At 63.4% G+C, this 20962-nt stretch carries 21 protein-coding genes; 4 read left to right on the plus strand and 17 right to left on the minus strand.

Going from position 1 to position 20962, the window contains the following annotated elements; all coding sequences use genetic code 11:
• Positions 1 to 5: 5 nt before the first annotated feature.
• A complete protein-coding gene (locus ACDA63_RS06410; protein ID WP_373662383.1) occupies positions 6 to 287 on the minus strand; it encodes a UxaA family hydrolase in 282 nt (93 codons plus the stop codon).
• A 326-nt stretch (positions 288 to 613) separates the two neighbouring features.
• On the opposite strand from ACDA63_RS06410, the gene ACDA63_RS06415 reads away from it, so the two are divergent.
• Complete coding sequence (locus ACDA63_RS06415) at positions 614 to 1399, plus strand: HAD family hydrolase (protein ID WP_373662384.1); 786 nt, start codon at positions 614 to 616, stop codon at positions 1397 to 1399.
• On the opposite strand, the gene ACDA63_RS06420 is transcribed toward ACDA63_RS06415, so the two are convergent.
• The 5 genes from ACDA63_RS06420 to minC all read right to left on the minus strand — a co-directional run bounded on the left by ACDA63_RS06420 (position 1396) and on the right by minC (position 6655).
• Positions 1396 to 3300 (minus strand): helix-turn-helix domain-containing protein, encoded by a 1905-nt coding sequence (locus ACDA63_RS06420; RefSeq protein ID WP_373662385.1) that lies wholly within the window; start codon positions 3298 to 3300, stop codon positions 1396 to 1398. The two genes, ACDA63_RS06415 and ACDA63_RS06420, sit on opposite strands and share 4 nt — an antisense overlap.
• A 139-nt stretch (positions 3301 to 3439) precedes the next feature.
• A complete protein-coding gene (locus ACDA63_RS06425; protein WP_373662386.1) occupies positions 3440 to 4372 on the minus strand; it encodes a hypothetical protein in 933 nt (310 codons plus the stop codon).
• A gap of 410 nt (positions 4373 to 4782) precedes the next feature.
• Entirely contained in the window at positions 4783 to 5046 is a 264-nt protein-coding gene (gene minE, locus ACDA63_RS06430; RefSeq protein WP_373662387.1) for a cell division topological specificity factor MinE, read from the minus strand.
• Between the two features lie 2 nt (positions 5047 to 5048).
• On the minus strand, positions 5049 to 5864 hold the full coding sequence (gene minD / locus ACDA63_RS06435; RefSeq protein WP_373662388.1) for a septum site-determining protein MinD: 816 nt from the start codon (positions 5862 to 5864) through the stop codon (positions 5049 to 5051).
• 32 nt (positions 5865 to 5896) lie between these two features.
• Positions 5897 to 6655 carry a septum site-determining protein MinC gene (minC, locus tag ACDA63_RS06440; protein ID WP_373662389.1) on the minus strand — a complete coding sequence of 253 codons (759 nt, stop codon included), beginning with the start codon at positions 6653 to 6655 and terminating at the stop codon, positions 5897 to 5899.
• 403 nt (positions 6656 to 7058) lie between these two features.
• Here minC and ACDA63_RS06445 point away from each other — a divergent pair, with 403 nt between their 5' ends.
• The 3 genes from ACDA63_RS06445 to ACDA63_RS06455 are packed head-to-tail and all read left to right on the plus strand — an operon-like array spanning position 7059 to position 12411.
• Entirely contained in the window at positions 7059 to 8522 is a 1464-nt protein-coding gene (locus ACDA63_RS06445; RefSeq protein ID WP_373662390.1) for a tetratricopeptide repeat protein, read from the plus strand.
• A 5-nt stretch (positions 8523 to 8527) separates the two neighbouring features.
• Complete coding sequence (locus ACDA63_RS06450; protein ID WP_373662391.1) at positions 8528 to 9826, plus strand: tetratricopeptide repeat protein; 1299 nt, start codon at positions 8528 to 8530, stop codon at positions 9824 to 9826.
• Entirely contained in the window at positions 9823 to 12411 is a 2589-nt protein-coding gene (locus ACDA63_RS06455) for a tetratricopeptide repeat protein (RefSeq protein WP_373662392.1), read from the plus strand. The genes ACDA63_RS06450 and ACDA63_RS06455 overlap by 4 nt, the downstream gene beginning before the upstream one ends.
• Here the strand turns inward: ACDA63_RS06455 and fliR are convergent.
• The 11 genes from fliR to fliL form a co-directional block, all read right to left on the minus strand.
• Complete coding sequence (gene fliR / locus ACDA63_RS06460; RefSeq protein WP_373662393.1) at positions 12392 to 13177, minus strand: flagellar biosynthetic protein FliR; 786 nt, start codon at positions 13175 to 13177, stop codon at positions 12392 to 12394. The genes ACDA63_RS06455 and fliR overlap by 20 nt on opposite strands.
• Before the next feature lie 6 nt (positions 13178 to 13183).
• Positions 13184 to 13453: a flagellar biosynthetic protein FliQ gene (gene fliQ / locus ACDA63_RS06465; RefSeq protein ID WP_373662394.1), complete on the minus strand. Its 270-nt coding sequence runs from the start codon at positions 13451 to 13453 to the stop codon at positions 13184 to 13186.
• Positions 13454 to 13455: 2 nt separating this feature from the next.
• Complete coding sequence (fliP, locus tag ACDA63_RS06470; protein ID WP_373662395.1) at positions 13456 to 14205, minus strand: flagellar type III secretion system pore protein FliP; 750 nt, start codon at positions 14203 to 14205, stop codon at positions 13456 to 13458.
• Positions 14195 to 14626 (minus strand): flagellar biosynthetic protein FliO, encoded by a 432-nt coding sequence (fliO, locus tag ACDA63_RS06475; protein WP_373662396.1) that lies wholly within the window; start codon positions 14624 to 14626, stop codon positions 14195 to 14197. Before fliO ends, fliP begins: the two co-directional genes overlap by 11 nt.
• Before the next feature lie 120 nt (positions 14627 to 14746).
• On the minus strand, positions 14747 to 16291 hold the full coding sequence (locus ACDA63_RS06480) for a PepSY-associated TM helix domain-containing protein (protein WP_373662397.1): 1545 nt from the start codon (positions 16289 to 16291) through the stop codon (positions 14747 to 14749).
• A 9-nt stretch (positions 16292 to 16300) separates the two neighbouring features.
• Entirely contained in the window at positions 16301 to 16555 is a 255-nt protein-coding gene (locus ACDA63_RS06485; protein WP_373662398.1) for a hypothetical protein, read from the minus strand.
• The gene (locus ACDA63_RS06490) at positions 16555 to 16824 is read right to left on the minus strand and encodes a hypothetical protein (protein WP_373662399.1); all 270 of its coding nucleotides are present in this window, start codon (positions 16822 to 16824) and stop codon (positions 16555 to 16557) included. The genes ACDA63_RS06485 and ACDA63_RS06490 overlap by 1 nt, the downstream gene beginning before the upstream one ends.
• A gap of 132 nt (positions 16825 to 16956) precedes the next feature.
• Positions 16957 to 18675 (minus strand): 30S ribosomal protein S12 methylthiotransferase accessory factor YcaO, encoded by a 1719-nt coding sequence (gene ycaO / locus ACDA63_RS06495; RefSeq protein ID WP_373662400.1) that lies wholly within the window; start codon positions 18673 to 18675, stop codon positions 16957 to 16959.
• A 131-nt stretch (positions 18676 to 18806) separates the two neighbouring features.
• Positions 18807 to 19220: a flagellar motor switch protein FliN gene (fliN, locus tag ACDA63_RS06500; RefSeq protein WP_373662401.1), complete on the minus strand. Its 414-nt coding sequence runs from the start codon at positions 19218 to 19220 to the stop codon at positions 18807 to 18809.
• Positions 19213 to 20235, minus strand: coding sequence for a flagellar motor switch protein FliM (gene fliM, locus ACDA63_RS06505; RefSeq protein WP_373662402.1), 1023 nt, complete (start codon positions 20233 to 20235; stop codon positions 19213 to 19215). The genes fliN and fliM overlap by 8 nt, the downstream gene beginning before the upstream one ends.
• A gap of 43 nt (positions 20236 to 20278) precedes the next feature.
• Complete coding sequence (gene fliL, locus ACDA63_RS06510; RefSeq protein WP_373662403.1) at positions 20279 to 20851, minus strand: flagellar basal body-associated protein FliL; 573 nt, start codon at positions 20849 to 20851, stop codon at positions 20279 to 20281.
• Positions 20852 to 20962 lie beyond the last annotated feature (111 nt).

Below are 20962 nucleotides of genomic sequence, written 5' to 3' on the forward strand. Positions count from 1 at the left end.
TGCGCTTACCACCGTTTGGTCTTGACGTTGTGGACGTGGAGATGCTCGCCGCGCGAGATGGGCGCGACCGCCACGCCGATGATTTCTCCGTACTTGATGACGTCATCGCTGGTCGCGATGTTCTTGAGTGCGAGCTTGTGCCCGATGGGGATGGCATCGCGCACCGTGATGGTGAGCGTGTCATCCCCGTCCATCAGCCAGCCGGTGAGGGTCTGGCCTGCCTCGACGCCTTCCACGACGACAACGCCCGTCGTATCGCGCCGGTCATGCACGACAAAATGAACCATGGTGTCTCCACGAGTGATACGGATCAGCGTTGATGCTAGTAAGCGTCCGACGCCGACCGAACCAAGAAATCTCGATATGGATATGCCGAGGTGCGCAAAGACAGCGAGACCGACGGGAGAACGCTGCCAGAGCGCGGTTTGCGTGACACGCGACTGTGACGACGGGCTGCAATGCAGGGGCATGCATTGATTGACGCGCGTCAATCCGGCCAGCGTTCACCGGACGCGGGCGCTCGCACATAAAGTGATATGCAAATAAGCAGATCGGCAGAGAGGGATGCCGCTGCGTCGAGATAATCGGGCTCACTCTTGTTCAGATGACCCACATGCAGCCTTTGTCTCGCGCGCCGCTCGACGCATTCGACTCCGTCCGCTTCGTCCTGACCGACATGGACGACACGCTGACTTACCGGGGACGCATCGCCAGCGCCACGATCGGCGCCATCGAACGCCTTCAGGCCAGTGGCATCCGTGTGATTCCTGTCACCGCCGCACCGGCAGGGTGGTGCGATCAGATGGCGCGCATGTGGCCGGTGGATGGCGTGATTGCCGAGAACGGCGGGTTGTTCATCCATCGTTCTGCACACGGAGCCGAGCGCCTGCATTGGCATTCGGAGGGAGATCTCGATATCGCCCGCGCGCGACTGCGCGAGGTCGCTGCCGTCATCGAACGCGTATTGCCCGAAGCGCGCCTCGCCGACGATCAACCGTATCGGCTCGACAGTCTCGCCTATCGGCGGGCAGGGGATCGGGCCGAGCAGCGTCTGGTGTCCACGCTGGCCGAAGCCGGGGCGCGCACCACGATCAACAGTCTGTGGGTATTGGGATGGTGGGGCGACTACGACAAGTTGGCGATGTCGCAGCGAATCCTCTCCGACGTCTTTGGCGTGTCGGGACCGGAAGCGATCGAGCAGGTCGCGTATGCGGGCGACTCCCTCAATGACGCGCCGATGTTCGCGCATTTCAAGTACACGGCAGGCGTCAGCACGGTTGTCGACTGTCTGCCGCAACTGCCAAAGGCGCCAACGTGGGTGACGCGAGGGCCCGGCGGCGCCGGGTTCGTGGAGTTTGCTGACGCGATCCTGAAGGGGCAGGCGGGCGTCGCCGTCTAGGCGTCGTTTGTGGACGCCGCGAGGTCGAACTCGCCCTCGGCCTGTTGATTGCGCCGTCGGAATTCGCTCGGACTGAAGCCCGTCTTGCTGCGAAACACGGTGCTGAAATAGTTCGAGTCGCTGAACCCGACATCCAGCGCGATCTGCGTGATGCTTTTGTCGCTGCAGATGAGCAATTTCCGCGCAGCGTCCAGGCGCAACTCGACGAGATATTTTGAAAAACTCAGACCGCACTCTTTCTTGAACAGGTGCGCGAGGTACGACGGGCTGATCGCCACGGCGCGGGCGACTTCTTCCTGCGTGAGAGGACGTTGATAGTTTTCGGCAAGATACCGGCGTGCCTTTTCGACAACGGAGAACGAAATCTCCTTGTGGGCCTCGGCAACCAGGCGGGCGGCTTCGCTTGCCAGCGTGCACAGCCAGTCGTGCAACGAGACGATATCCGCCATGGCCGGCAACCCACCGTAGGCCTGGACATTGAACCCTTCGACGCGCTCGGCATCCGCGCCAGCACTCAATGCCGCGTCCACGATCAGGCTCGCTGCCGCGTGGAGGCGCAGCTTGAGGGCGCCGGGGGCGGCGCCGACGAAGGACTTCAGTTCTTCGAAATAGGCAGACGCCTGCGAGGCCGCACCGACGCTGTCCCCGAGGCGAATGCAACTGATCAACGCGGACTGCTCGGCGTACGGGAAGGGTGCGCCGGTACTCGCCTGCCGCACGCTATCGATGTGTATGACGAGGCTTCCCCCCTGGCGGACGGACACTTCGTGGGCAAGCAAGGCCTCGCGATAGGCGGTCTGCAAGTGCTCGACCGCGCCGCAGGGACGAGAGATGCCAATGGCGAGCGAAGTCGAACACGCCGCTTCATGACGGCGGGCGATCCGTTCGAACGCATCGAACATGACCTCGCGCGGCAGCGCTTCGGCGCGGAACGCGATGCCCAGCGTGTTGTTGCCCAAAGGCAGGCAAAGGCAATCGTCGGCGCGCCATGTCTCGTCGATGATGGCCTGCGCGTGGTGGAGAATCTGATCGGCATGTGCGTTGCGGCTGCCAAGCATGGCGAAGCAATCGATGTCGGCGCTCTTGCGCAACAATGCGAAGGATTCGCTCAGTCCCGCCGTCGTGCCGCCCAGCCCGGACAGATGATGAAGAATCGCGCCTTTCAGGAAGGGCGCGCTGCGTTCGAGCGAATGCGAGGTGCGGTAGACATCGAGGATGACCGACGCGCCCACGATCAGCGAACTGACGAACGAGCCCACATAGAACACGGCCCACTGCTTGACGAACGAGCCCACGACGAACGAGGCGCCAAACGCCATGACGCCCAGAAAGAGCAACAACTTGCGCCAGTCCAGCGGCGACGCGCCGTGGCGCATGGTTCGGATGCACCCATGCAGCGACGCTGCAAAGAGGACGAGCCCCAGGACGACCTGTACCGCCAGCGAGACTTCGCGGCCGAACCACGGCGGTTCGAGCAGGGGCATGGTGGAGGAGTAAGCCGTCAGCGAGGCGAGCTTGAACAGCGGGTACGTGCCCGTCGTGCCGAGCAGACGAAACACAGCGTAGATCACGCCCAGGACGAGCCCCATGACGACCATGGCACGAAGGCTCACCCGATATCGGCCAAAGCGCTGCAGGTCTGCAGTGAGCAGGAGCATCGGCACGCATACCATGCCCAGCAGGGCCATGCGCAATGCGCTGATTAGCACCGGCCAGGGATACTCGCCGCTCAGCAGTTGCACCGGCCGGCCGATCAGGAACAGCGCGAAGGACAACAGGAAGTACCCGCAATACCGGGAGTTGTGGCTGGTCTCGCCCCGTATGCCGAAAAAGTAGATCGCGCATTGCAGCAGGAACACGCCCGCCAGCATGGGGAAAACGATGTTGGTGAAGATCGCCACGGGTACCTGCTTGTCTCGCCCCTTGCGGGGCTTCAGCCATTCGCCAGTCAAGTATGGGGAGGTCGTGTTCGGGCGTCGAGGCTGGATTCCTCGCCTTGACACGACAGGGGGCCGCGGCCCCCTGGGGGGTCTGCCGGTATTACTTGGCGTGGTAGATCAGCACGGTGCGGTCGTCGAAACTCACGTTACCCTGCTGCAGCCCCTTGGTTGACGGGTTCTTCACGCGCTGGGGATCGGCCTTCAGAAAAGAGGCAAAGGTCGATTCGTAACTTGCCACGCTGGCTTCCGGCGGGAACGACTCGTAGCCGTCGGAACTGAGCTCGATGAGCTTCGGCGTCTTGTCGAAATGCCAGCTCAACACCTCTTCAGCCGGGATGGGGAACCCGTCGATGGCCCAATACTGGAAAGCCTTCGGCGCCTTGGGGTTGTTCTGGAACTCGGACTGGCGTTCGAGCAGGGGCAGGATGTAGTAGCGCCCCAGGTCGTTCTTGGCGATATCGGCATCGGTCAGTTTCAGGTGTTCGATCACCTTGACGCGCAGATCGCTGTTGAGCACATCGACGAGCTTGGCTTTGTCGTTGTAGATGACACCGTCGATCCGCGCCTTCGAGTCGCCGACCGCCGTGAGTTCCTTGCGCGCGAAGCTGTACCAGATGAGCGTTGCAGTGGGGCGCCACAGGGGATTCTTGACGAAATCCATGTCGGGGTGCGCCTGATAGAAGGTCTGGTAGGCCGCGTTGATGCGACGCAGAACCTCTTCTTTGGGAGCGTCCGCAGGCAGTTGTTCGAATACGCCGGCGATCAGTTCGCGCGCAACGCGTCCGCCCTTTTTGCCGTCGTACGACTTGCCCGATTTGTCTGTTGCGCCATCGAATACCGCAACGAAGTTGTCGCTGAAGAACAGGCCATCCTCGCAGCGTACGTTGCCCTCGGGATTGGCGCCGCCCTTGCCTTGCATGAAGTACTCGATCTTGCCGGAATTGATCGCGGCCGAGACTGGCTTGTCGTAGGTCACGTCGGCCAGACAGTTCATGGAGGCGAGCAGGGCTGCCAGGGTCAGTATGGATTTCACGGTGTCTCCTTCGAATATCACTCGGTACGGGGTCCGGCGGGCACGCCGGAACGCCCGATGAGCATGCCGACACCGCGAAGAGGCGACCTTCGAAATCCTGCTTTTCTTCTGGAGTTTTCGCGATGTACGGGTAAGCCTGCAGGCTGGACAGGACAGGACGCGCGCAGCTACGAAGGGGGAGACGTGCGGCGCCGCCCGGTGGCGCATCCAGTGCCTTCAGCGAAACATCAACCGAGTCGCAGCACGAGCCTCGTCACTCGGGCGGGTGTCGATTCGGTCGGCGGCAAGCGGAGTGGGGCGCAGAGGAGACGCTGTCGCCAGCTGATCCGCTCAATGGATGCCCGGGGCGCGTGTGTGGGCAGGGAGCGGCGGAGGCGCCAGGCCTCCGCCACGAGTCCGCTGAAAGGTGATCAGCGGGCCGGTTGTTCCGGCATCACGATATTGACTTCAAGAACCTCGAAGTTGTCCTTCTTCTCCAACTGGACCTTGATGTCGTCCGGATTGATGGGGACATACTTCGAGATGACAGCAATCAGGTCCTGCTGCAAGGCGTTGAGGAAGTCCGGACGCGTGTCATCGGTGCGCTGCCGCGCGATGACGACGGTCAGGCGTTCCTTGGCCAGTTCAGCGGACTTGGGTTGCTTGGTGCTGAAGAGTCGTTCGAGCCAGGACATGGTCAGGCGCCTCCGAACAGCCGCTTGAGCAGACCCGGCTTGTCATACGCCACGAAGCGCAGTGCCGCGTCTTCACCCAGGAAGCGCGCCACCACGTCCGCGTAGGCCTCGGCGGCATCGCTGTCCTTGATATGGATGACCGGCGAACCCTGGTTGGAGGCCTGCAGCACCGTCTCGGATTCGGGGATCACGCCGATCAGCGGGACGCGCAGGAGTTCCTGCACGTCCTTGTACGACAGCATTTCGCCTTCGTCGACGCGTTTGGCCGAATAGCGCGTGATGACCAGATGCTCCTTGACGGGCTCGCGGCCTTCCTTGGCGCGCCGGCTCTTGCTTTGCAGGATGCCGAGAATGCGGTCGGAGTCGCGGATGGAGGAGACTTCAGGGTTGGTCACCACCAGCGCATCGTCGGCAAAGGTCAGCGCCATCACGGCGCCGCGCTCGATACCGGCGGGCGAATCGCAGACGATGTACTCGAACCCCATGTGTTCGAGATCCTTGAGGACCTTTTCCACGCCTTCTTCGGTGAGCGCATCCTTGTCGCGCGTCTGCGAAGCGGGCAGCACGAACAGGTTCTCGCAGTGCTTGTCCTTGATGAGCGCCTGGTGCAGGTTGGCTTCGCCGTTGATGACGTTCACCAGGTCATACACGACGCGACGCTCGCAGCCCATGATGAGATCGAGGTTGCGCAGGCCGACGTCGAAGTCGACCACGGCGGTCTTGAACCCGCGCAAGGCGAGGCCGGTTGCAAAGCTTGCACTGGTGGTGGTCTTGCCGACCCCGCCCTTGCCGGATGTCACGACGACGACACGTGTCACGTTTCCCCCTGTCAATCCTGGTTTGAGGCGCTTCAATCGAGCTGAAGCGGTTCGATGTTCAAAGTGTGCCCGCCCTTGCCGCCGGCAGCTTCGCGCAGCACGGCATGGGCCGGTTTGGCGGCCAGGTTTTCTGGCACGCCACGTTCAAAAGTGCGATACACGCCGGCGATGGAAACCAGCTCGGGGCCGAAATTGGTGCACAACAGACGTGCGCGCGTGTCGCCCTGCGCCCCGGCCAGCGCGCGGCCCCGCAGCGGGCCATAGCAGTGGATGCTGCCGTCGGCGATGACCTCGGCGCCATTGCTGACACCGCCGAGGATGACCAGGTCGCCGCCGCGGGCGTAGATCTGCTGGCCCGAGCGGATGGGGCGCTCGATGATCATGGTCGCGGCAGCCTGCGCGGGCGCCGCGACGGGCTCGACCTTGGCCGGCTCCGCGGCGGCAGGTGCCGGGGCGGTCTTGTCGGCCGCCGAGACACGGGCAGCGCCGTCGCCAAGCACGGCCAGTCCCGCCTTGCGCGCGCTCTCGACCAAATGCTCGGGCGTGCCCTTGAGCGCCACCGGCTGCAGGCCGTAGCGGCGCAGCAGGCTGCCCAACCCCGCCCAATCCACGCGGTCGGGAGCGCTGCTCAGTTGCGTCAGATCGATGACCGTGGCTTCGTCGGCGAAGAACTCGCCCATGCCGCCCATCATCGTGTGCAGGCTGTCGGCCAGCCGCACGTTGTCCAGTTCACGGATCACCGCGGTCATGGCGGTGATCGATCCTGCTTTGAATTCAATGGGTTTGTGCATTGTCCTGGACGTTTGCGGGCGCATGCAGCCTTGTTACAGATTGATAAACCGCCCGAGTCTACTTTTTGACACCCGCGCGGGCAAGCCGCAGGCCCGAAAAAGAGGGCCGGGCATGCCATTGGGTGGTTCGCCCGACAGCCCCAAGCCTGTTCGATCGGCGTGGGCCAGCTCGCTTGGCGCGTCAAGGACGAGGAGCCGTAAGGCTTTGTTTTGACTGTGTCGGTGCCACGTATCGTTGTTCCAAGGCGTCTTTAAGTCAGTTCTCATTGCCGGTTTCCATGGTTCTTAGGGCGAAAACGTCAGGCGTTGTGATTTCGTGAGTGTGGCTGCGCCAATGCAAGGCGCGACACCTTGTCAGATGCGAAATTCGCCGACTGACCCCATCCGAATATCAGGCAAAAAAATGGACGCCATCACTTCGCCTTCGCCCGCGGCCGATGCCGCGCCGGCTGACACCGAGGCCTCGCTGAGGGCCAGCGTCGAGTCGGCCCCCAATCATTTTCGCCCGCTGCTGGAACTGGCCCGCCATCTGTCCGATGCGCGTAAGTTCGACGAATCCGTCGAATACGCTTTGCAGGCCGTGGCGCTCGATCCGGAATCCTTCGAAGCGACGCTCGTGCTGGGCAGCGCCCTCAAGGAGCTCAAGCGCTACGAGCAGGCCCGCCAACACCTGGCGCGCGCCCTTGCACTGAATCCGACCCATGTCGTGGCGCTCTTCAACCTCGCCTTTACCCTGCGCGAGCTCGGTCTCGAAGACGAGGCCGAAGGCCTCTACAAGCGCATCATCGAAATCGCGCCTCAACACGTCGGCCCTTACGTCAATCTCGGTTCCATCTACGAAGGGCGCGGCGACCACGCTCGAGGCTACGAGAACCACGTCAAAGCCGTGCAGTGCAATCCAGATGAACCGCAGGCACGCCACAACCTGTCCATGTCGCGCCTGCGGATGGGCGAGTTCGAAGCCGGCTGGGCCGATTTTGAATACCGCAGAAAGGTGCCGGGCAAGGGATCGTTCACCGGCAACATGACGTGCCCCGAATGGCAAGGCGAGCCCCTCGAAGGGCGCAAGATCCTGATCACGTCGGAGCAGGGTGCGGGGGATGCGATCCAGTTCATCCGCTACGCGCGGCTCCTTAAAGAGCGTGGCGCCGCGCGCGTCGACGCGCTTGTATCCACGGCGCTCGTCGATGTCATGGGGCATGTCGACGGCATCGACCATGCGTACGTGACCTGCGACGCCAAGGACTACGACTACTGGGCGCTCATGATGAGCCTGCCGTACCGTTGCGGCACCACCATGGCGTCGATTCCCGCCAAGCCCTACATCACGCCCGATCCTGTCAAGGCAGAGACATGGCGGACCCGGCTGACCGGCATCGCCCAGGGGCGTCTGCGCGTGGGCCTGGTGTGGGCGGGCAACCCGCTGCACGCGCGCGACAACTATCGCTCGATCACGTTGCGTGAGCTCGAACCGGTGCTTGCGGCACCCAATATTGCGTGGTTCGCACTGCAGAAAGGGGCCGCCGCGCAGGCCCAACTGGCTCAGTTGGGTGGCAACAGCTACGTCTGCTGCCTGAGCGACTACCTCGCGAATTTCGCCGACACCGCGGCCGTCATCGCCAATCTCGACCTGGTGATCGCGGTCGACACCTCGGTGGCTCACCTCGCCGGAGCGCTCGGCAAGCAGGTGTGGGTATTGCTGGCGTACAACTCCGACTGGCGCTGGCTGATAGAACGCGAGGACAGCCCCTGGTACCCGACCGCAAGCCTGTTCCGGCAGACCCGGCTTGGACAGTGGAGCGACGTCGTCGACCGTCTGGGCCACGCGCTCGACGCTTGGCAAGTGGCCACCGGCATGCAGGAGTGAGCACCATGTCCGGCAAACAGATCGACGTCGATGCTCTCCTGGCTGCGCTCGATGACAACGACATCCTGTTGGAGACAGGAATCGCGTTGAATCGCTCGCGCCGCTTCAACGAGGCCAGATTTTTCCTCGAACGGCTCGTCGCGCGGGATCCGAAGAGCCTCAAAGGATGGTTCTATCTTGGCTTGTGCATAGACTCGCTCGGCCGCCCCGATGAGGCGATGCCATGCTATCGCCGCGCCGGGGAAATCGACCCCGGGCATCCGGCGATCCAGGTCAATCTGGGGACGAGCCTGGAAAACACCGGGCACTACGACGAAGCGCTGGAGTGCTACCAACGCGCGGTCGACGATGAGTCCGTGCGCGGGCAGGCCGGGCATGGCATCGCGTCCATTCATCTGCGGCGCGGCGATTACGCAAAAGCGTGGCCGTTCTACGAATATCGCACTCGCATCAAAGGCAACGAATCGTTCCGCGGCAACCTGATTTGCCCCGAATGGCGAGGCGAGCCGCTGGCCGGAAAGAGGCTGCTCGTACTGACCGAACAAGGCGCTGGCGACCTGTTCCAGTTCGTCCGATATGCGCGTGTCGCCGCCGACCTTGGAGCGACCGTAGACGTGATGGTCTCCGGCGCTACCCGCGCCTTGATCGCCCGCGCCGACGGCGTTGCGCAGTCACTGCTGGAGGCGGACAGCGCCGATTACGACTATTGGATCAACGTAATGAGTTTTGGCTCGGTACTCGGCACACAGCTCGACACCATTCCCGGCCAATACCGCTACATCCACTCTGACGAAGCGCGCCGCGCCGTCTGGCAACAGCGTATCGACGACGACGCCAAGGGGCGTTTGCGCGTCGGCATCGCGTGGGCCGGCAATCCGACCTTCGGCCGCGACGCGCGCCGCTCGATCCCGCTGGACGCGCTATCGCCCTTGTGGGGCCTCGACGGCATTGCATGGTTCTCGCTGCAGAAGGGGCGCGGGGCCGATGAGCTGGCGACCAACACCACGCCGTTGATCGACCTCGGTTCGCATTTTCAGACCTTTGACGATACTGCCGCTGCCATCGACGGGCTGGATCTCGTCATCGCGGTCGACACCTCCATTGCCCACCTTGCCGGCGCGCTCGGCAAGACCGTGTGGGTACTGCCGTACATCTATCCGGATTGGCGCTGGCTCGAAGGGCGCAGCGACAGCCCCTGGTATCCGTCGGCACGCCTGTTCCGCCAACGCCGCCTGGGGGACTGGACCGAGGCGATCGAAGAAGTGCGGGCCGCCCTCGCACAACAGGTGGCTGCCGACGTATGACGTCGGCGGATGCCGCTTCGCCCGAGAACGCATCCGCAGCGATCCGGCAACAGGTCGCGCGCCTCGTCGCCTCGGGCCGCCACGCCGAGGCAGAGACGCTGGCCCGCCGCGCATTGACGTTGGCGCCCGACGATCCCGCCGCGCTGTTCGATCTCGCGCTCGTGCTAGGCAAGCTCGAACACTACGACGAATCCATCGCGCTATACCGGCGGGTCATACTTCTCACGCCGGACAAGCCGGCCGCGCGCCTCAACCTTGGCGCGATCCACGATATCCGCGGCGAACACGATGTCGCAGCGACGCTGTATGAAGAAGCCGTACAGTGTGCGCCCGATCTGCCGATCGCGCGTTTCTATCGCTCGTTGGCGCGACTGCGCAATGGCGATTTCGCACAAGGCTGGGCCGATTACGAATATCGCCCGCTCAAGGTCGAGGTGGCAGACCATTTCGCCCAACTCGGTATCGAACGCTGGCGGGGCGAACCTCTGACCGGGCGCTCGCTGCTGCTGGTCGCGGAGCAAGGGGCGGGCGACTCCATCCAGTTCGTGCGCTACGCAATGCTACTGAAGGCGCAGGGAGCTTCGCGCATTGGCGTGCTATCCATGCGTGGTATGGACGACCTCCTGCGCACAGCCAAAGGCGTGGATGAAGTTCTCATCGACGGCGGATATGAGCACTACGACGCGTGGATGCCCATCATGAGTGCGCCGCTGCGCGCGGCGACGACACTCGAATCGATTCCCGCCGACATCCCCTACCTGCAAGCGGACAACGCGCGCGTGGCACGTTGGGCGCAGCGTTTGTCGCGCCTGCCGGCGACGGATATGCGGGTTGGATTGGTGTGGGCGGGCAACGCGAGCAATACGCGCGATGCCTGGCGCTCGGCTTCGATCGGAGCACTGGCGCCGCTGTTCGCCGTCCCCGGCATAGCGTGGGTGTCGCTCCAGAAGGGCGCGGCCCAGAGCCAACTATCGGCGCTGCCTGCCGGCGCATTCGTCCACGCCATGGGCGACTACCTGGGCGACTATGCCGAGACGGCGGCGGTGATTTCGCAGCTCGATCTGGTCATCACCGTCGACACGTCCGTCGCCCATCTGGCGGGCGCGCTTGGCAAGCCCGTGTGGATTCTGCTGGCCGGCAATGCCGAATGGCGCTGGCTCAGCGAACGTCAGGACAGCCCCTGGTATCCCACCGCGCGCTTGTTTCGGCAGCGCTTGCTTGGGCAATGGGAACCTCTTGCCGCCACGATTGCGCAGGCACTGCAAAAGGAAATCTGCAGCCGGCGCGCGCAACGCATGATCGCGGCCCTGGACGACGGTGAAGCACTCAGGGCCCTCGGAGCACTATTGGTCAAGGCTCAGCGAGCCCAGGAATCCCTGTTTTTTCTCGAACGGGCCAGCGCGCGCGATCCCGGTCGATTCGAGGTGTGGTTTTACCTGGGGTTGGCACGTGAGCTGCAGGGGCGCTTCGACCATGCGGCAGACTGCTATCGCCACGCGCTGACGATAGAACGCAGATCCGCCGCCTTGGTGAATCTCGCCGGGTGCCTCGAATTCGAGGAGCGTTACGACCAAGCGCTGTCGCTCCACCTCGAAGCGCTCAAGCTCTCCCCGCAACTGGGGCAGGCCGGGCTTGGCGCGGCGCATATCCATCTTCGGCGTGGCCAATTCGAAGAAGGCTGGCGCTACTACGAACACCGTCGCAACATCGCCAACCGCAATAGCTGGAACGCCGTGTCGTGCCCGGCGTGGCGAGGCGAGCCGTTGCAGGGGAAACGGCTTCTGCTGGTGGGCGAACAGGGCTTTGGCGACGTGATCCAAGCGGTGCGCTATGCGCAGTTGATCGCCGCGCGAGGCCCCGCTTGCATCGATGTGCTGGTGCCGCTGGGCATGCAAACGCTCATCGCCAAGGCTCATGGCGTGGACACCGCGCAGACCAGCGTTCACGCCTCCGCGTATGACTATCACGCGCACATCATGAGCCTGCCCGGATTGATGGGCACGCGGGCCGGCTCGATACCAGCCTTTGCGCGCTACATCGACGCCGACATCGTCAAAGTGCAGCACTGGCGGTCGCGCATCGACGAAGCCGCGGCAGGGCGCCGACGCGTCGGCATCGTATGGGCGGGCCGACCGACCCATGAACGCGACGCTGTCCGCTCCATCCCGCTGCAAGCGCTGGCGCCGTTGTGGAGCGTGCCGGACCTGGCGTGGTTCTCATTGCAGAAGGGCCCGGCGGAAGAAGCGCTGCAAGCGGATACGATGCCCGCATCGCTGACGCACCTGGGCGGTGCGCTGCGTGACTTTTCCGATACCGCGGCGGTCATCGAAAATCTCGACCTCGTCGTCTGTGTGGACACCTCGGTGGCGCATCTGGCGGGCGCACTCGGCAAGCCCGTATGGATACTGCTGGCACGCAATCCGGACTGGCGCTGGATGGACGAGCGCAGCGACAGTCCGTGGTATCCCACCGCGCGTCTGTTCCGCCAGCGCCAGCTTGGCGATTGGCGGGCGGTGCTCGATGACGTGGTGTCCGCGCTGCGAACACTCCAGCCCGTGCGTGCCCTTACGGATGCCAGGCCTTGAGCACCATCGCCAGCAAATCGAATCCTCGATCGAAGAGTGACTGCAGTACGGGCGCCATCACATTCATCGACAGCAGCAGAAGCAGAAAGCCGATCGTGCAGGTGATCGGAAAGCCCAGCGAAAAGATGTTGAGCTGAGGCGCGGCGCGCGTGAGCACGCCCAGCGCGATATTGGTAATCAGCAGCGCGGCGACGATGGGCAGCGACAACAACACGCCTGCCGCAAACATCGTCATGCCGGTACTCACCAGCGCCATCCATCCGCGTGCCGCGAGCGGGCGCGAATCGACCGGCAACCACTCGAAGCTGCGCGCGAGGACGTCGATGAGCAGCAAATGACCGTTGAAGGACAGGAACACCAGTGCGGTCAGCAGGCCGATGAACTCGGCGATGACCGATGTCTGCCCCTGGCTTTGCGGGTCGAAAAAAGTCGCGAACGACAAGCCCATTTCCATGCCGATGATTTCACCGGCGACGTCGGTCGCGGCGAACACCACGCGCATCACCATGCCCATGCCGACGCCGATCAAGATCTGCATCGCGAACGCGGCGATGCCAATGTAGCTGCCCGGGTCGATCTCCGGCGCAGCAGGCAATGCGCCGACCAGCGCAAACGTCACCGCCAGCCCTGCGGCCAGCCGGATGCGGCGCGGCACGGCCTGGTTGCCGAACAGCGGCGCCACGCTCATCAGGCCCAGAACGCGCGCCAGCGGATACAGCCAGGTAACGAGCAGCGCCGACAATTGCGCGCTGGTGACGGACAACATGCTGCGCTACCCGATCAGCGTGGGGATCGATTCGAACAACCGTCGGATGTAGTCCGTCAGCATGGTGATCATCCACGGGCCGGCCACGATCAGCGTACCGAAGATCACCACCAGCTTGGGCACGAACGACAGCGTCATTTCATTGATCTGCGTGGCCGCTTGCAGAATGCTCACGATCAGGCCGGTGACCAGCGCGGCGATGAACAGCGGTGCAGCCACCAGCAGGGTCAATTCCAGCGCCTCTCGACCGAGGGCGACGACAGTGGTCGGTGTCATGTTCAGCTCCCGAAACTCGTTACCAGCGATGTGACCAGCAGATTCCAGCCATCCACGAGCACGAACAGCATGATCTTGAAAGGCAGGGAGACGATGACCGGCGACATCATCATCATCCCCATCGACATGAGTACGGATGCCACCACCATGTCGATGATGAGGAACGGAATGAAGATGATGAAACCAATCTGGAAGGCAGTTTTCAGCTCGCTCGTCACGAAGGCCGGCACGACCACGCGCAGCGGCAGGTCGTCGGCCTTTTCCACTTTCGGCGTCTTGGCGAGCTTGGAGAACAGCGACAGGTCGGGTTCGCGAACCTGGCGCAACATGAAGGTCTTGAGCGGCACGGTGGCGCGCGTCATGGCCTCGTCGAACTGGATCTCATTGCGGGACAACGGCACCCATGCTTCCTGGTAGACGCGGTCGATGGTTGGCGACATCACGAAGAAAGTCAGGAACAGCGACAGGCCGACGATCACCTGATTGGGCGGCGAAGTCTGCGTACCGAGCGCGTGACGCAGCAGCGACATCACGATGATGATGCGCGTGAAGCTCGTCATCATCAGCATCACGGCCGGGATGAAGCTCAGCGCTGTCAGCATCAACAGCGTCTGCACCGACAGGCTGTAGGTCGTCGAACCGCCCGGGCCGGGCACGCTGGTCAGTGCCGGCAGAGCCTGCGCAGCCGCCAGTGCGGGCAGCAACGTCAGTGCGACGACCAGCGCTGCGCGGATGAGGCGTTCAGCGCGCATTGCGCTTGCCCTCCAGCAACTGCTTGAGGCGGGCAGCGAAATCGGCGGTCGGCAATGTCGGCGCGGCGGCTTCGGGCGCGGCGGGCAGATCGGCAGCATCCAGCGTGTGCAGGGCATTGATCCGCCCCGGCGCCACGCCAAGCACCAGCACCTTGTCGGCTACCGACACCAGCACCACGCGCTCGCGCGGGCCGACGGCCGTGGCGCTCAGCACCTTCAGATTGCCGGCCAGTCCGGGGCGCGAACCCTGTACGCGGCGCAGCAGGTGCAGGGCGCCGAACAAGGCTGCCAGCACCACGGCCAGGCCGAACAGCATCTGCAACAGGCTACCGGCTGCCGACAGCGAACCGTCTGCTGCGCGGGCAACAGGGCTCAGGGCAAGAAAAGCGACGGGCGCGGCCCGCAGGAGAATCGGCTTCACGACACTGCACACGGTGAATGGAACTGTGTGCAGCTTATCGAGCGCGGCGATTTTTCAGCCGTCGATAAGCGCGTGAAAAGGGCGGCAAATAATGCCGTTCCGAAAAAAAACGCCGTCGATTCAGGTGGCCGGGCGCAGCGCCCACACGCTGTTGGGCTGGCCGTCGCGGGCGCGGCGACGGGCTGCGCGGCCCAGCGCGTACAAGCCGGCTGCCAGCGCGGCGGACATCACGTCGATGACGATGAACGCACTGGCGTCATGTCCACCGGCCGCAATCGTGCCACCGCGCAGGGCGATATTGACCACGGGCACGGCCAACGACAGGGCGGCGGCAAAGTAGGGCAGTTCGAAACTCGCGCGAGCAGGGCTGCGCACAAAGGCCCAGATGAAGCAGGCGAGCCAGGTACCAAAACATGCGACGCGCTCCGACAGGCCGATGTTGCCGCCCACGGCGATCGCGATCTGATTGGCGATGAGTGCTGCAGCGATGCCTGCAGCGAGTCCAAAGCACACGCCCACGGTCAGCCGCGCCATGAACCGCACCGGGCCCGTCTGATGAGCCTGCTGCCGCTTGCGGCGAGATTCGATCCACAGCAGGTTGCCGCTGTAGAACAGCAATGCCCCCATCAGTCCGAGCACGAAATACAACACGCGAACGGCAAAGCCGCCGTAGCTGCCGAAATGCAGGCCATACACGCCGGCCAGCAGCGCGTGGTTGGCGTCGCGTTGACCGCCAACCTGAACGGTGAGGATTTCACCCGTCGAGGCGTCGACCGTGATGCCGCCGTAGGTGCCGAGTGCGCCGGGCGTCTCGCCGCGCACTTCGACGAAAGCGGCGCGGTCGCCGTAGTTCTCGAATGCGATCCATACTGGGACGAAGTCGCGCTGCACGGTACGCGCGTGCTCGACGAGCTGCATGGGCGACAGCATCGGCGCCGCCTCGCCGGTTGGCTTGCGCACGACGCCATGCCCCATGACGCGATTGGTTTCGGCCGCCAGCTTGCCGTTGTAGGCCAGCGTATTGAAGGTGGCCATGATCACCAGGCTCAGACACAGCACCGTGCCGGTCACAGCAAAAATCACATGGAACGGCAGGCTGAGGATGCCGACCACGTTATGTGCGTCCTGCCACATGCGCTTGAGGTTTTTGCCCACGCGCAGCGCAAAAAGATCCTTCATCAAAGTCGGCAGATGGATGATCACGCCCGAAATGAGCGCCACGCCATACAGCATGCTGACAATGCCCATCAGGTAAATACCCACGCCGGGAATCCCCAGCGTGTAGTGCAACTCGTTGACGAGTTCCGAGATCACCGAAGCGCCGTCGTCGTGCGCCTCGCCCCTCAGTTCGGCGAGCGAGGCGTGCTGCCACTGACCGCTTTTGTCGATCCACCACGCATACGGCGTCGGCGATTCATCGGTGGCGGGCTGGATGGCGAAGTTGTTGCGCGCTTCCGGATACTTGGCATGGAGTGCTGCGACCAGGGCGGTGCCGTCATCGTCCTGCACGATCTGCGTGGTCGGGCGCTTCTCCCATCCATGCAATTCGCCGTGGAACATGGTGATGGCGCCGGCGTAGAAGGCGACGAACAACGCGAGACCGGCGCAGATTCCAGTCCAGGTATGCAGGGTCAGAAAGACGCGAAGCGTGGCGGCCTTGAACATGGATCGTCCTCAACCGGCGAGCCGGGCCAGCGACAGCAGGGCAAAGGCAAGGGCAGTGCACAGCGCCATGACGCGCCAAGCGCGCAGGCCGTTACGGAAGCTGGCGCTGGCCGTGATGACTGCCATCCACACCGGCGGCAGCAGCAACATCACCCCGATGGTGGAATCCTGCCAGGGACCGGGCAACGCATAGGCCAGCGCGCCTAGCAGGAACACGGATAAGGGCAGCCCGAGCACCACACCTGCGGAGACTTTTCCCCACATCAGCGCACCCGTTCGGCTGCAGGTTTGAAGATCGCCAGCAAGATGGGCCAGGCAACGGCACCGAGCATGATGACCGACAAGGTGGCCGCGGTGGCGGATGTCGCCCACAGTACCGTCGCCCAGGCGTGCCACGACAAGGCTGCAAGCACGGCGGCGCCGATCAGCGCGGCGCGCGCAGGCAACGCTTCACGCAGCAGACGCTGGTGACGCGAAGCCCCATAGAGCGCGGTCGCGGACATGAGGGACAACAGGACGGCGATGAGAGTCACAGCGACTGCGGGCAGGGATTTCAATGCCCGCGAGGATAACAAGAATGGTTCGCAATAACAATTGCGAACACGTATGTAAAGGCTGCGCTGGCGCGCCATCATGCGCCAGCGCAAACCCCTGTCAGTGCGGCCTTAGCGCCCGATGCCGAGCTTGTCGTGTTCTGCGAGCAGGCGCTGGTGCAGCGCGCTCCCTTCAAAGTTGCGCCCCAGCCGGTTCAAGCCGAAGAAGCGTTCTTTCCGGTCGACCAGCGCCGCTGCGCGTGCCACGGTTTCGGCACCGAAACTCAGCGTCAGCGCCTGCTCGAATGCGTCGCGGTCAGTCAATTCAAGCAAGGCTCTCACGCAGCGGTACACCTTGGCGCGCGCTGTGGGCAGATCGTTGAAATGCTCGATCCACTCGCACCCTTCGCGTGCCGCGTCAGCGTCGCCCACGGCCAACGCCAGCAGTGTTTTCAGCTCCCCGATGCGTAGCTGCTTCCAGGGCTGGTCGTCGGGCATCGCCAGACCGATCAGTTCCCAGATCGGGCGCTCATCGGCAAGGTCCGATTCCTGCAGTTCGTCCAGCAATTGCTGGCATTGCGCATCCCTCAGCGCGCCGACGTCAAACAGGTATTCGCGCAACGCGATGCCGATGCTGTTGTTCTCCCATTCGAGGTCTTCCACCGGATAGACCTCCGACATGCCCGGCACCAGCATGCGGCAGGTGTAGGCGTTCAGGTGTTCGTAATCGATGGCGTAGATCTCATACCCCTGGCGCTCGATGCACTCGCACAGCCAGGCGTATTCATCGCGCGTATTGCCTGCGAAGTTCCAGTCCGCAAAATCGAAATCCGGCGTACTGCGTACGAAATCCCACGCGATCAGGCCGCTCGAATCGACGAAGTGCAATTCAAGGTTGGCCGGCGATGCGGCATCGTCGGCGTCGAACGTGGGCGGCGGGAAACCGTCCAGCGCGTCCAGCGCGCGGCCCTGCAGGAGTTCGGTCAACGCGCGTTCCAGCGCAATGGCGATGTTCGGGTGCGCGCCGAAGCTGGCGTACAGGCCCTGGTCCTTCGGATTGATGAGCGCCACGCACATGACGGGAAATTCGCCGCCGAGCGAAGCGTCTTTCACCAGAATGCCGAAGCCCGCGGCGCGCAGCGCTTCGATGCCCGCCACGCTGACCGGGTAGCGCGCGAGCACGTCATCGGGGACATCGGGCAGGCACAGGTTTTCGGCGATCACGCGATATTTGACGTGGCGTTCCAGCACCTCCGACAGCGCTTGGCTGCGCGCTTCGAACATCGTATTGCCGGCGGCGATGCCGTTGGAGAGGAACAGGTTGCCGACGATGTTCACCGGCATCCACACGGTTGCCTCGTCGGACAGTCGCGTAAAGGGCAGGGCGCAGATGCCGCGTTCGCGGTTGCCGGAGTTCAGGTCGACGAGCATGGCCGCATCGATGTTGCCCTCCGGGTCGTAATGTTCGATCAACGCTTCATCGAGCAGTCCTTCGGGCCACTCACCGTCCTCCGGCACGGCAAACCAGCGCTCGCGTGCGTCGTGCACGGCGGCCGCGCCAGCGCGCTCTGCGCCCAAGTAGTAATGCGTCCAGAAGTGGCGGCTGTTGACGCGTTCGACGAACTCGCCCAGTGCGCTCGCGCGGGCCGCCAACTGGCTTGCGCCCTTGCCGTTGGAGAACATGATGGGGCACGCCGTGTCGCGCAGATGCACGGACCACACGCCGTCAACCGGATTGAGCCAGGAGGCCTCTTCGACGTCGAAACCGCGAGCGGCCAGTACGCCGCGCAGGGTGGAGATGGAGGCTTCGAGCGAAGCGTCCTTGCCGGGGATGAAACTCTCTTGATTCATGGCCGCGCCTTGGATGGGGAAGGGCGCGACTGTATCGACGCGACTGCGTCCAAAGGCTGGGCTAGGTCAGACTTTTCCCAAGTATTGTCGGCAATTCACAAAAGCCTCCAATCGGAGGCTCTGTGTGCCAATCAGGTCCGCAGCTTCCGCACGCGCTCCGAAGGCGTGACGATGTCGGTCAGGCGGATACCGAACTTGTCGTTCACCACCACGACTTCGCCTTGTGCGATGAGCGTGCCGTTGACGAGCACGTCCATCGGCTCGCCCGCCAGGGCGTCGAGTTCCACCACTGAGCCGTGCGCCAGTTGCAGCAGGTTGCGGATCGAAATCTTGGTGCGGCCCAGTTGCACGGTGATGTTCACCGGGATGTCGAGGATGAGATCGAAGTCATTCATCGTCGACGGCCCCGTCGGTGCCGCAGGCTGGCCGAAGTTCTGGAACAGATTGTTGGCCGGTTGCGGCGCAGCGGCGGGCACGGCCTGTTCCTGCATGGCGGCTGCCCAGTCGTCGTCGGTGATGCTGTCGGCGGTGTCGAGATCAGCCATGTTGTTCAACTCCCAATTTCGTCGCGATCAGGTTGATTTCAGTGTCTTCGGGCGTGATGAAGCGCTCCACGCGCAGGGCGTAATTGCCGTTCTGCGTGCCGTACTTGCCTTCCAGCACGCCCACGCCGTCGACGTGCGCGCTGATCATCTCGGGGATATCCAGCGGAATCACGTCGCCCACCTTGAAGTTGGCCACGTCGCGCAGCGTGAGCGTGGTTTCCGCAAGGTTGGCGACGATTTCCACGTCGACCGAACGCACTTGCTTTGACATCAGGCTCACCCAGCGCTTGTCCTGCGTGATGTGGTCCGACTGCATCGAGCTGTACAGGATGTCGCGGATCGGCTCGACCATCGAATACGGAAAGCACACATGCATATCGGCCTGCGCACCGCCAAACTCAAGCGTGAAAGTCGTCGCCACGACGATTTCCGATGGCGTGGCGATGTTGGCGAACTGCGAATTCATCTCGCTGCGGATGTATTCGAATTGCAGCGTGAAGACTGGCGCCCAGGCGCGTTCGTATTCGGCGAACACCACCTTGAGCAGGCCCTGGATGATGCGTTGCTCGGTGGCGGTGAAGTCGCGGCCTTCCACGCGCGTATGAAAGCGCCCGTCGCCGCCGAACATGTTGTCGACCACCAGGAACACCAGGTTCGGGTCGAACACGATCAGGCCCGTGCCGCGCAACGGCTTGGCCATGACCAGGTTGAGGTTGGTCGGCACCACCAGGTTGCGCACGAATTCGCTGTACTTCTGCACGCGGATGGAGCCGATCGACACCTCCGAATTGCGGTGCATGTAGTTGAACAGCCCGATCCGCAGGTAGCGGCCGAAGCGTTCGTGGATGAGTTCGAGCGTGGGCATGCGCCCGCGCACGATCCGCTCCTGCGTGGCAAGGTCATACGGCCGTATGCCCGTGCCGTCGTCGTCCGGCGTGTCCGGCTCGTCGGATTCGCCGGTTACGCCGCGCAGCAGGGCATCTACTTCATCCTGAGAGAGAAAATCCTGTCCCATCGCTGCGCCCCGGTGTCCTCGATGCCCTGTATGTCCGTTCGTGTTACTGCACGATGAATTGGGTGAAGAACACCGCCATCACCGGAAAATCGTCGTTGGCCGGGTTCTTGCCCCGCTTGTTCTTTGGCGGCGAGAAACCCAGCACTTCATTGCTCACGTCGCGGATTTCCTCCGCCAGTTGCTTGCGGCCTTCCAGCGTGCTGACGTCGGCAGACGTCTTGGCCGCCATCAGCGACAGCACTTCGTGGCGGATCTGCGGCATGTACAGCTTGATCTGCTCGGCAGCCTTCTCATCGCTCACGCGCAGGGTGGCAACCGCCTGCAAATACTGTTCGACACCCGTGTCGCTGGCCTGCAGATTCACCGTGAACGGGTCCAGGTTCACGAAAACCGGCGGCTTGCCCGGCTCGGCCTTGCGCGGGGCCGCTTCATGCACTTCTTCCTCACCGTCGGCGGTGGCACCGCCGCTGGCGTGGCGACCAAACAGCACTTTGCCCAGCGCCAGGCCCACGACAACCGAAACCAGCACCGCGCCGATGACGATGAAAATCACCTTGCGACCGCGCTTGGCGGGCACTGCCGCGCTTTCTTCTTTCTTCGGTGCTTCCTTCGCCATGGTTTCCTGCCTTTCGCGTCCGTTGCATTGTCCAGCCTAGAAGGCCGGTTCGATGCGTTGAATAACGGACGCCTTACCCGTCAAATGAAGGGTTCGAACGCAAAAAAAACC

This window comes from Uliginosibacterium sp. sgz301328 (genome assembly GCF_041807905.1).
Classification (GTDB): domain Bacteria; phylum Pseudomonadota; class Gammaproteobacteria; order Burkholderiales; family Rhodocyclaceae; genus JBGVSA01.

Coding starts and splice junctions, on each gene's coding strand:
- ACDA63_RS06410 (WP_373662383.1), bottom strand. CDS start 287: ATGGTTCATTTTGTCGTGCATGACCGGCGCGATACGACGGGCGTTGTC.
- ACDA63_RS06415 (WP_373662384.1), top strand. CDS start 614: ATGCAGCCTTTGTCTCGCGCGCCGCTCGACGCATTCGACTCCGTCCGC.
- minE (WP_373662387.1), bottom strand. CDS start 5,046: ATGTCCTGGCTCGAACGACTCTTCAGCACCAAGCAACCCAAGTCCGCT.
- minC (WP_373662389.1), bottom strand. CDS start 6,655: ATGCACAAACCCATTGAATTCAAAGCAGGATCGATCACCGCCATGACC.
- ACDA63_RS06445 (WP_373662390.1), top strand. CDS start 7,059: ATGGACGCCATCACTTCGCCTTCGCCCGCGGCCGATGCCGCGCCGGCT.
- ACDA63_RS06450 (WP_373662391.1), top strand. CDS start 8,528: ATGTCCGGCAAACAGATCGACGTCGATGCTCTCCTGGCTGCGCTCGAT.
- ACDA63_RS06455 (WP_373662392.1), top strand. CDS start 9,823: ATGACGTCGGCGGATGCCGCTTCGCCCGAGAACGCATCCGCAGCGATC.
- fliR (WP_373662393.1), bottom strand. CDS start 13,177: ATGTTGTCCGTCACCAGCGCGCAATTGTCGGCGCTGCTCGTTACCTGG.
- fliQ (WP_373662394.1), bottom strand. CDS start 13,453: ATGACACCGACCACTGTCGTCGCCCTCGGTCGAGAGGCGCTGGAATTG.
- fliP (WP_373662395.1), bottom strand. CDS start 14,205: ATGCGCGCTGAACGCCTCATCCGCGCAGCGCTGGTCGTCGCACTGACG.
- ACDA63_RS06480 (WP_373662397.1), bottom strand. CDS start 16,291: ATGTTCAAGGCCGCCACGCTTCGCGTCTTTCTGACCCTGCATACCTGG.
- ACDA63_RS06485 (WP_373662398.1), bottom strand. CDS start 16,555: ATGTGGGGAAAAGTCTCCGCAGGTGTGGTGCTCGGGCTGCCCTTATCC.
- ycaO (WP_373662400.1), bottom strand. CDS start 18,675: ATGAATCAAGAGAGTTTCATCCCCGGCAAGGACGCTTCGCTCGAAGCC.
- fliN (WP_373662401.1), bottom strand. CDS start 19,220: ATGGCTGATCTCGACACCGCCGACAGCATCACCGACGACGACTGGGCA.
- fliM (WP_373662402.1), bottom strand. CDS start 20,235: ATGGGACAGGATTTTCTCTCTCAGGATGAAGTAGATGCCCTGCTGCGC.
- fliL (WP_373662403.1), bottom strand. CDS start 20,851: ATGGCGAAGGAAGCACCGAAGAAAGAAGAAAGCGCGGCAGTGCCCGCC.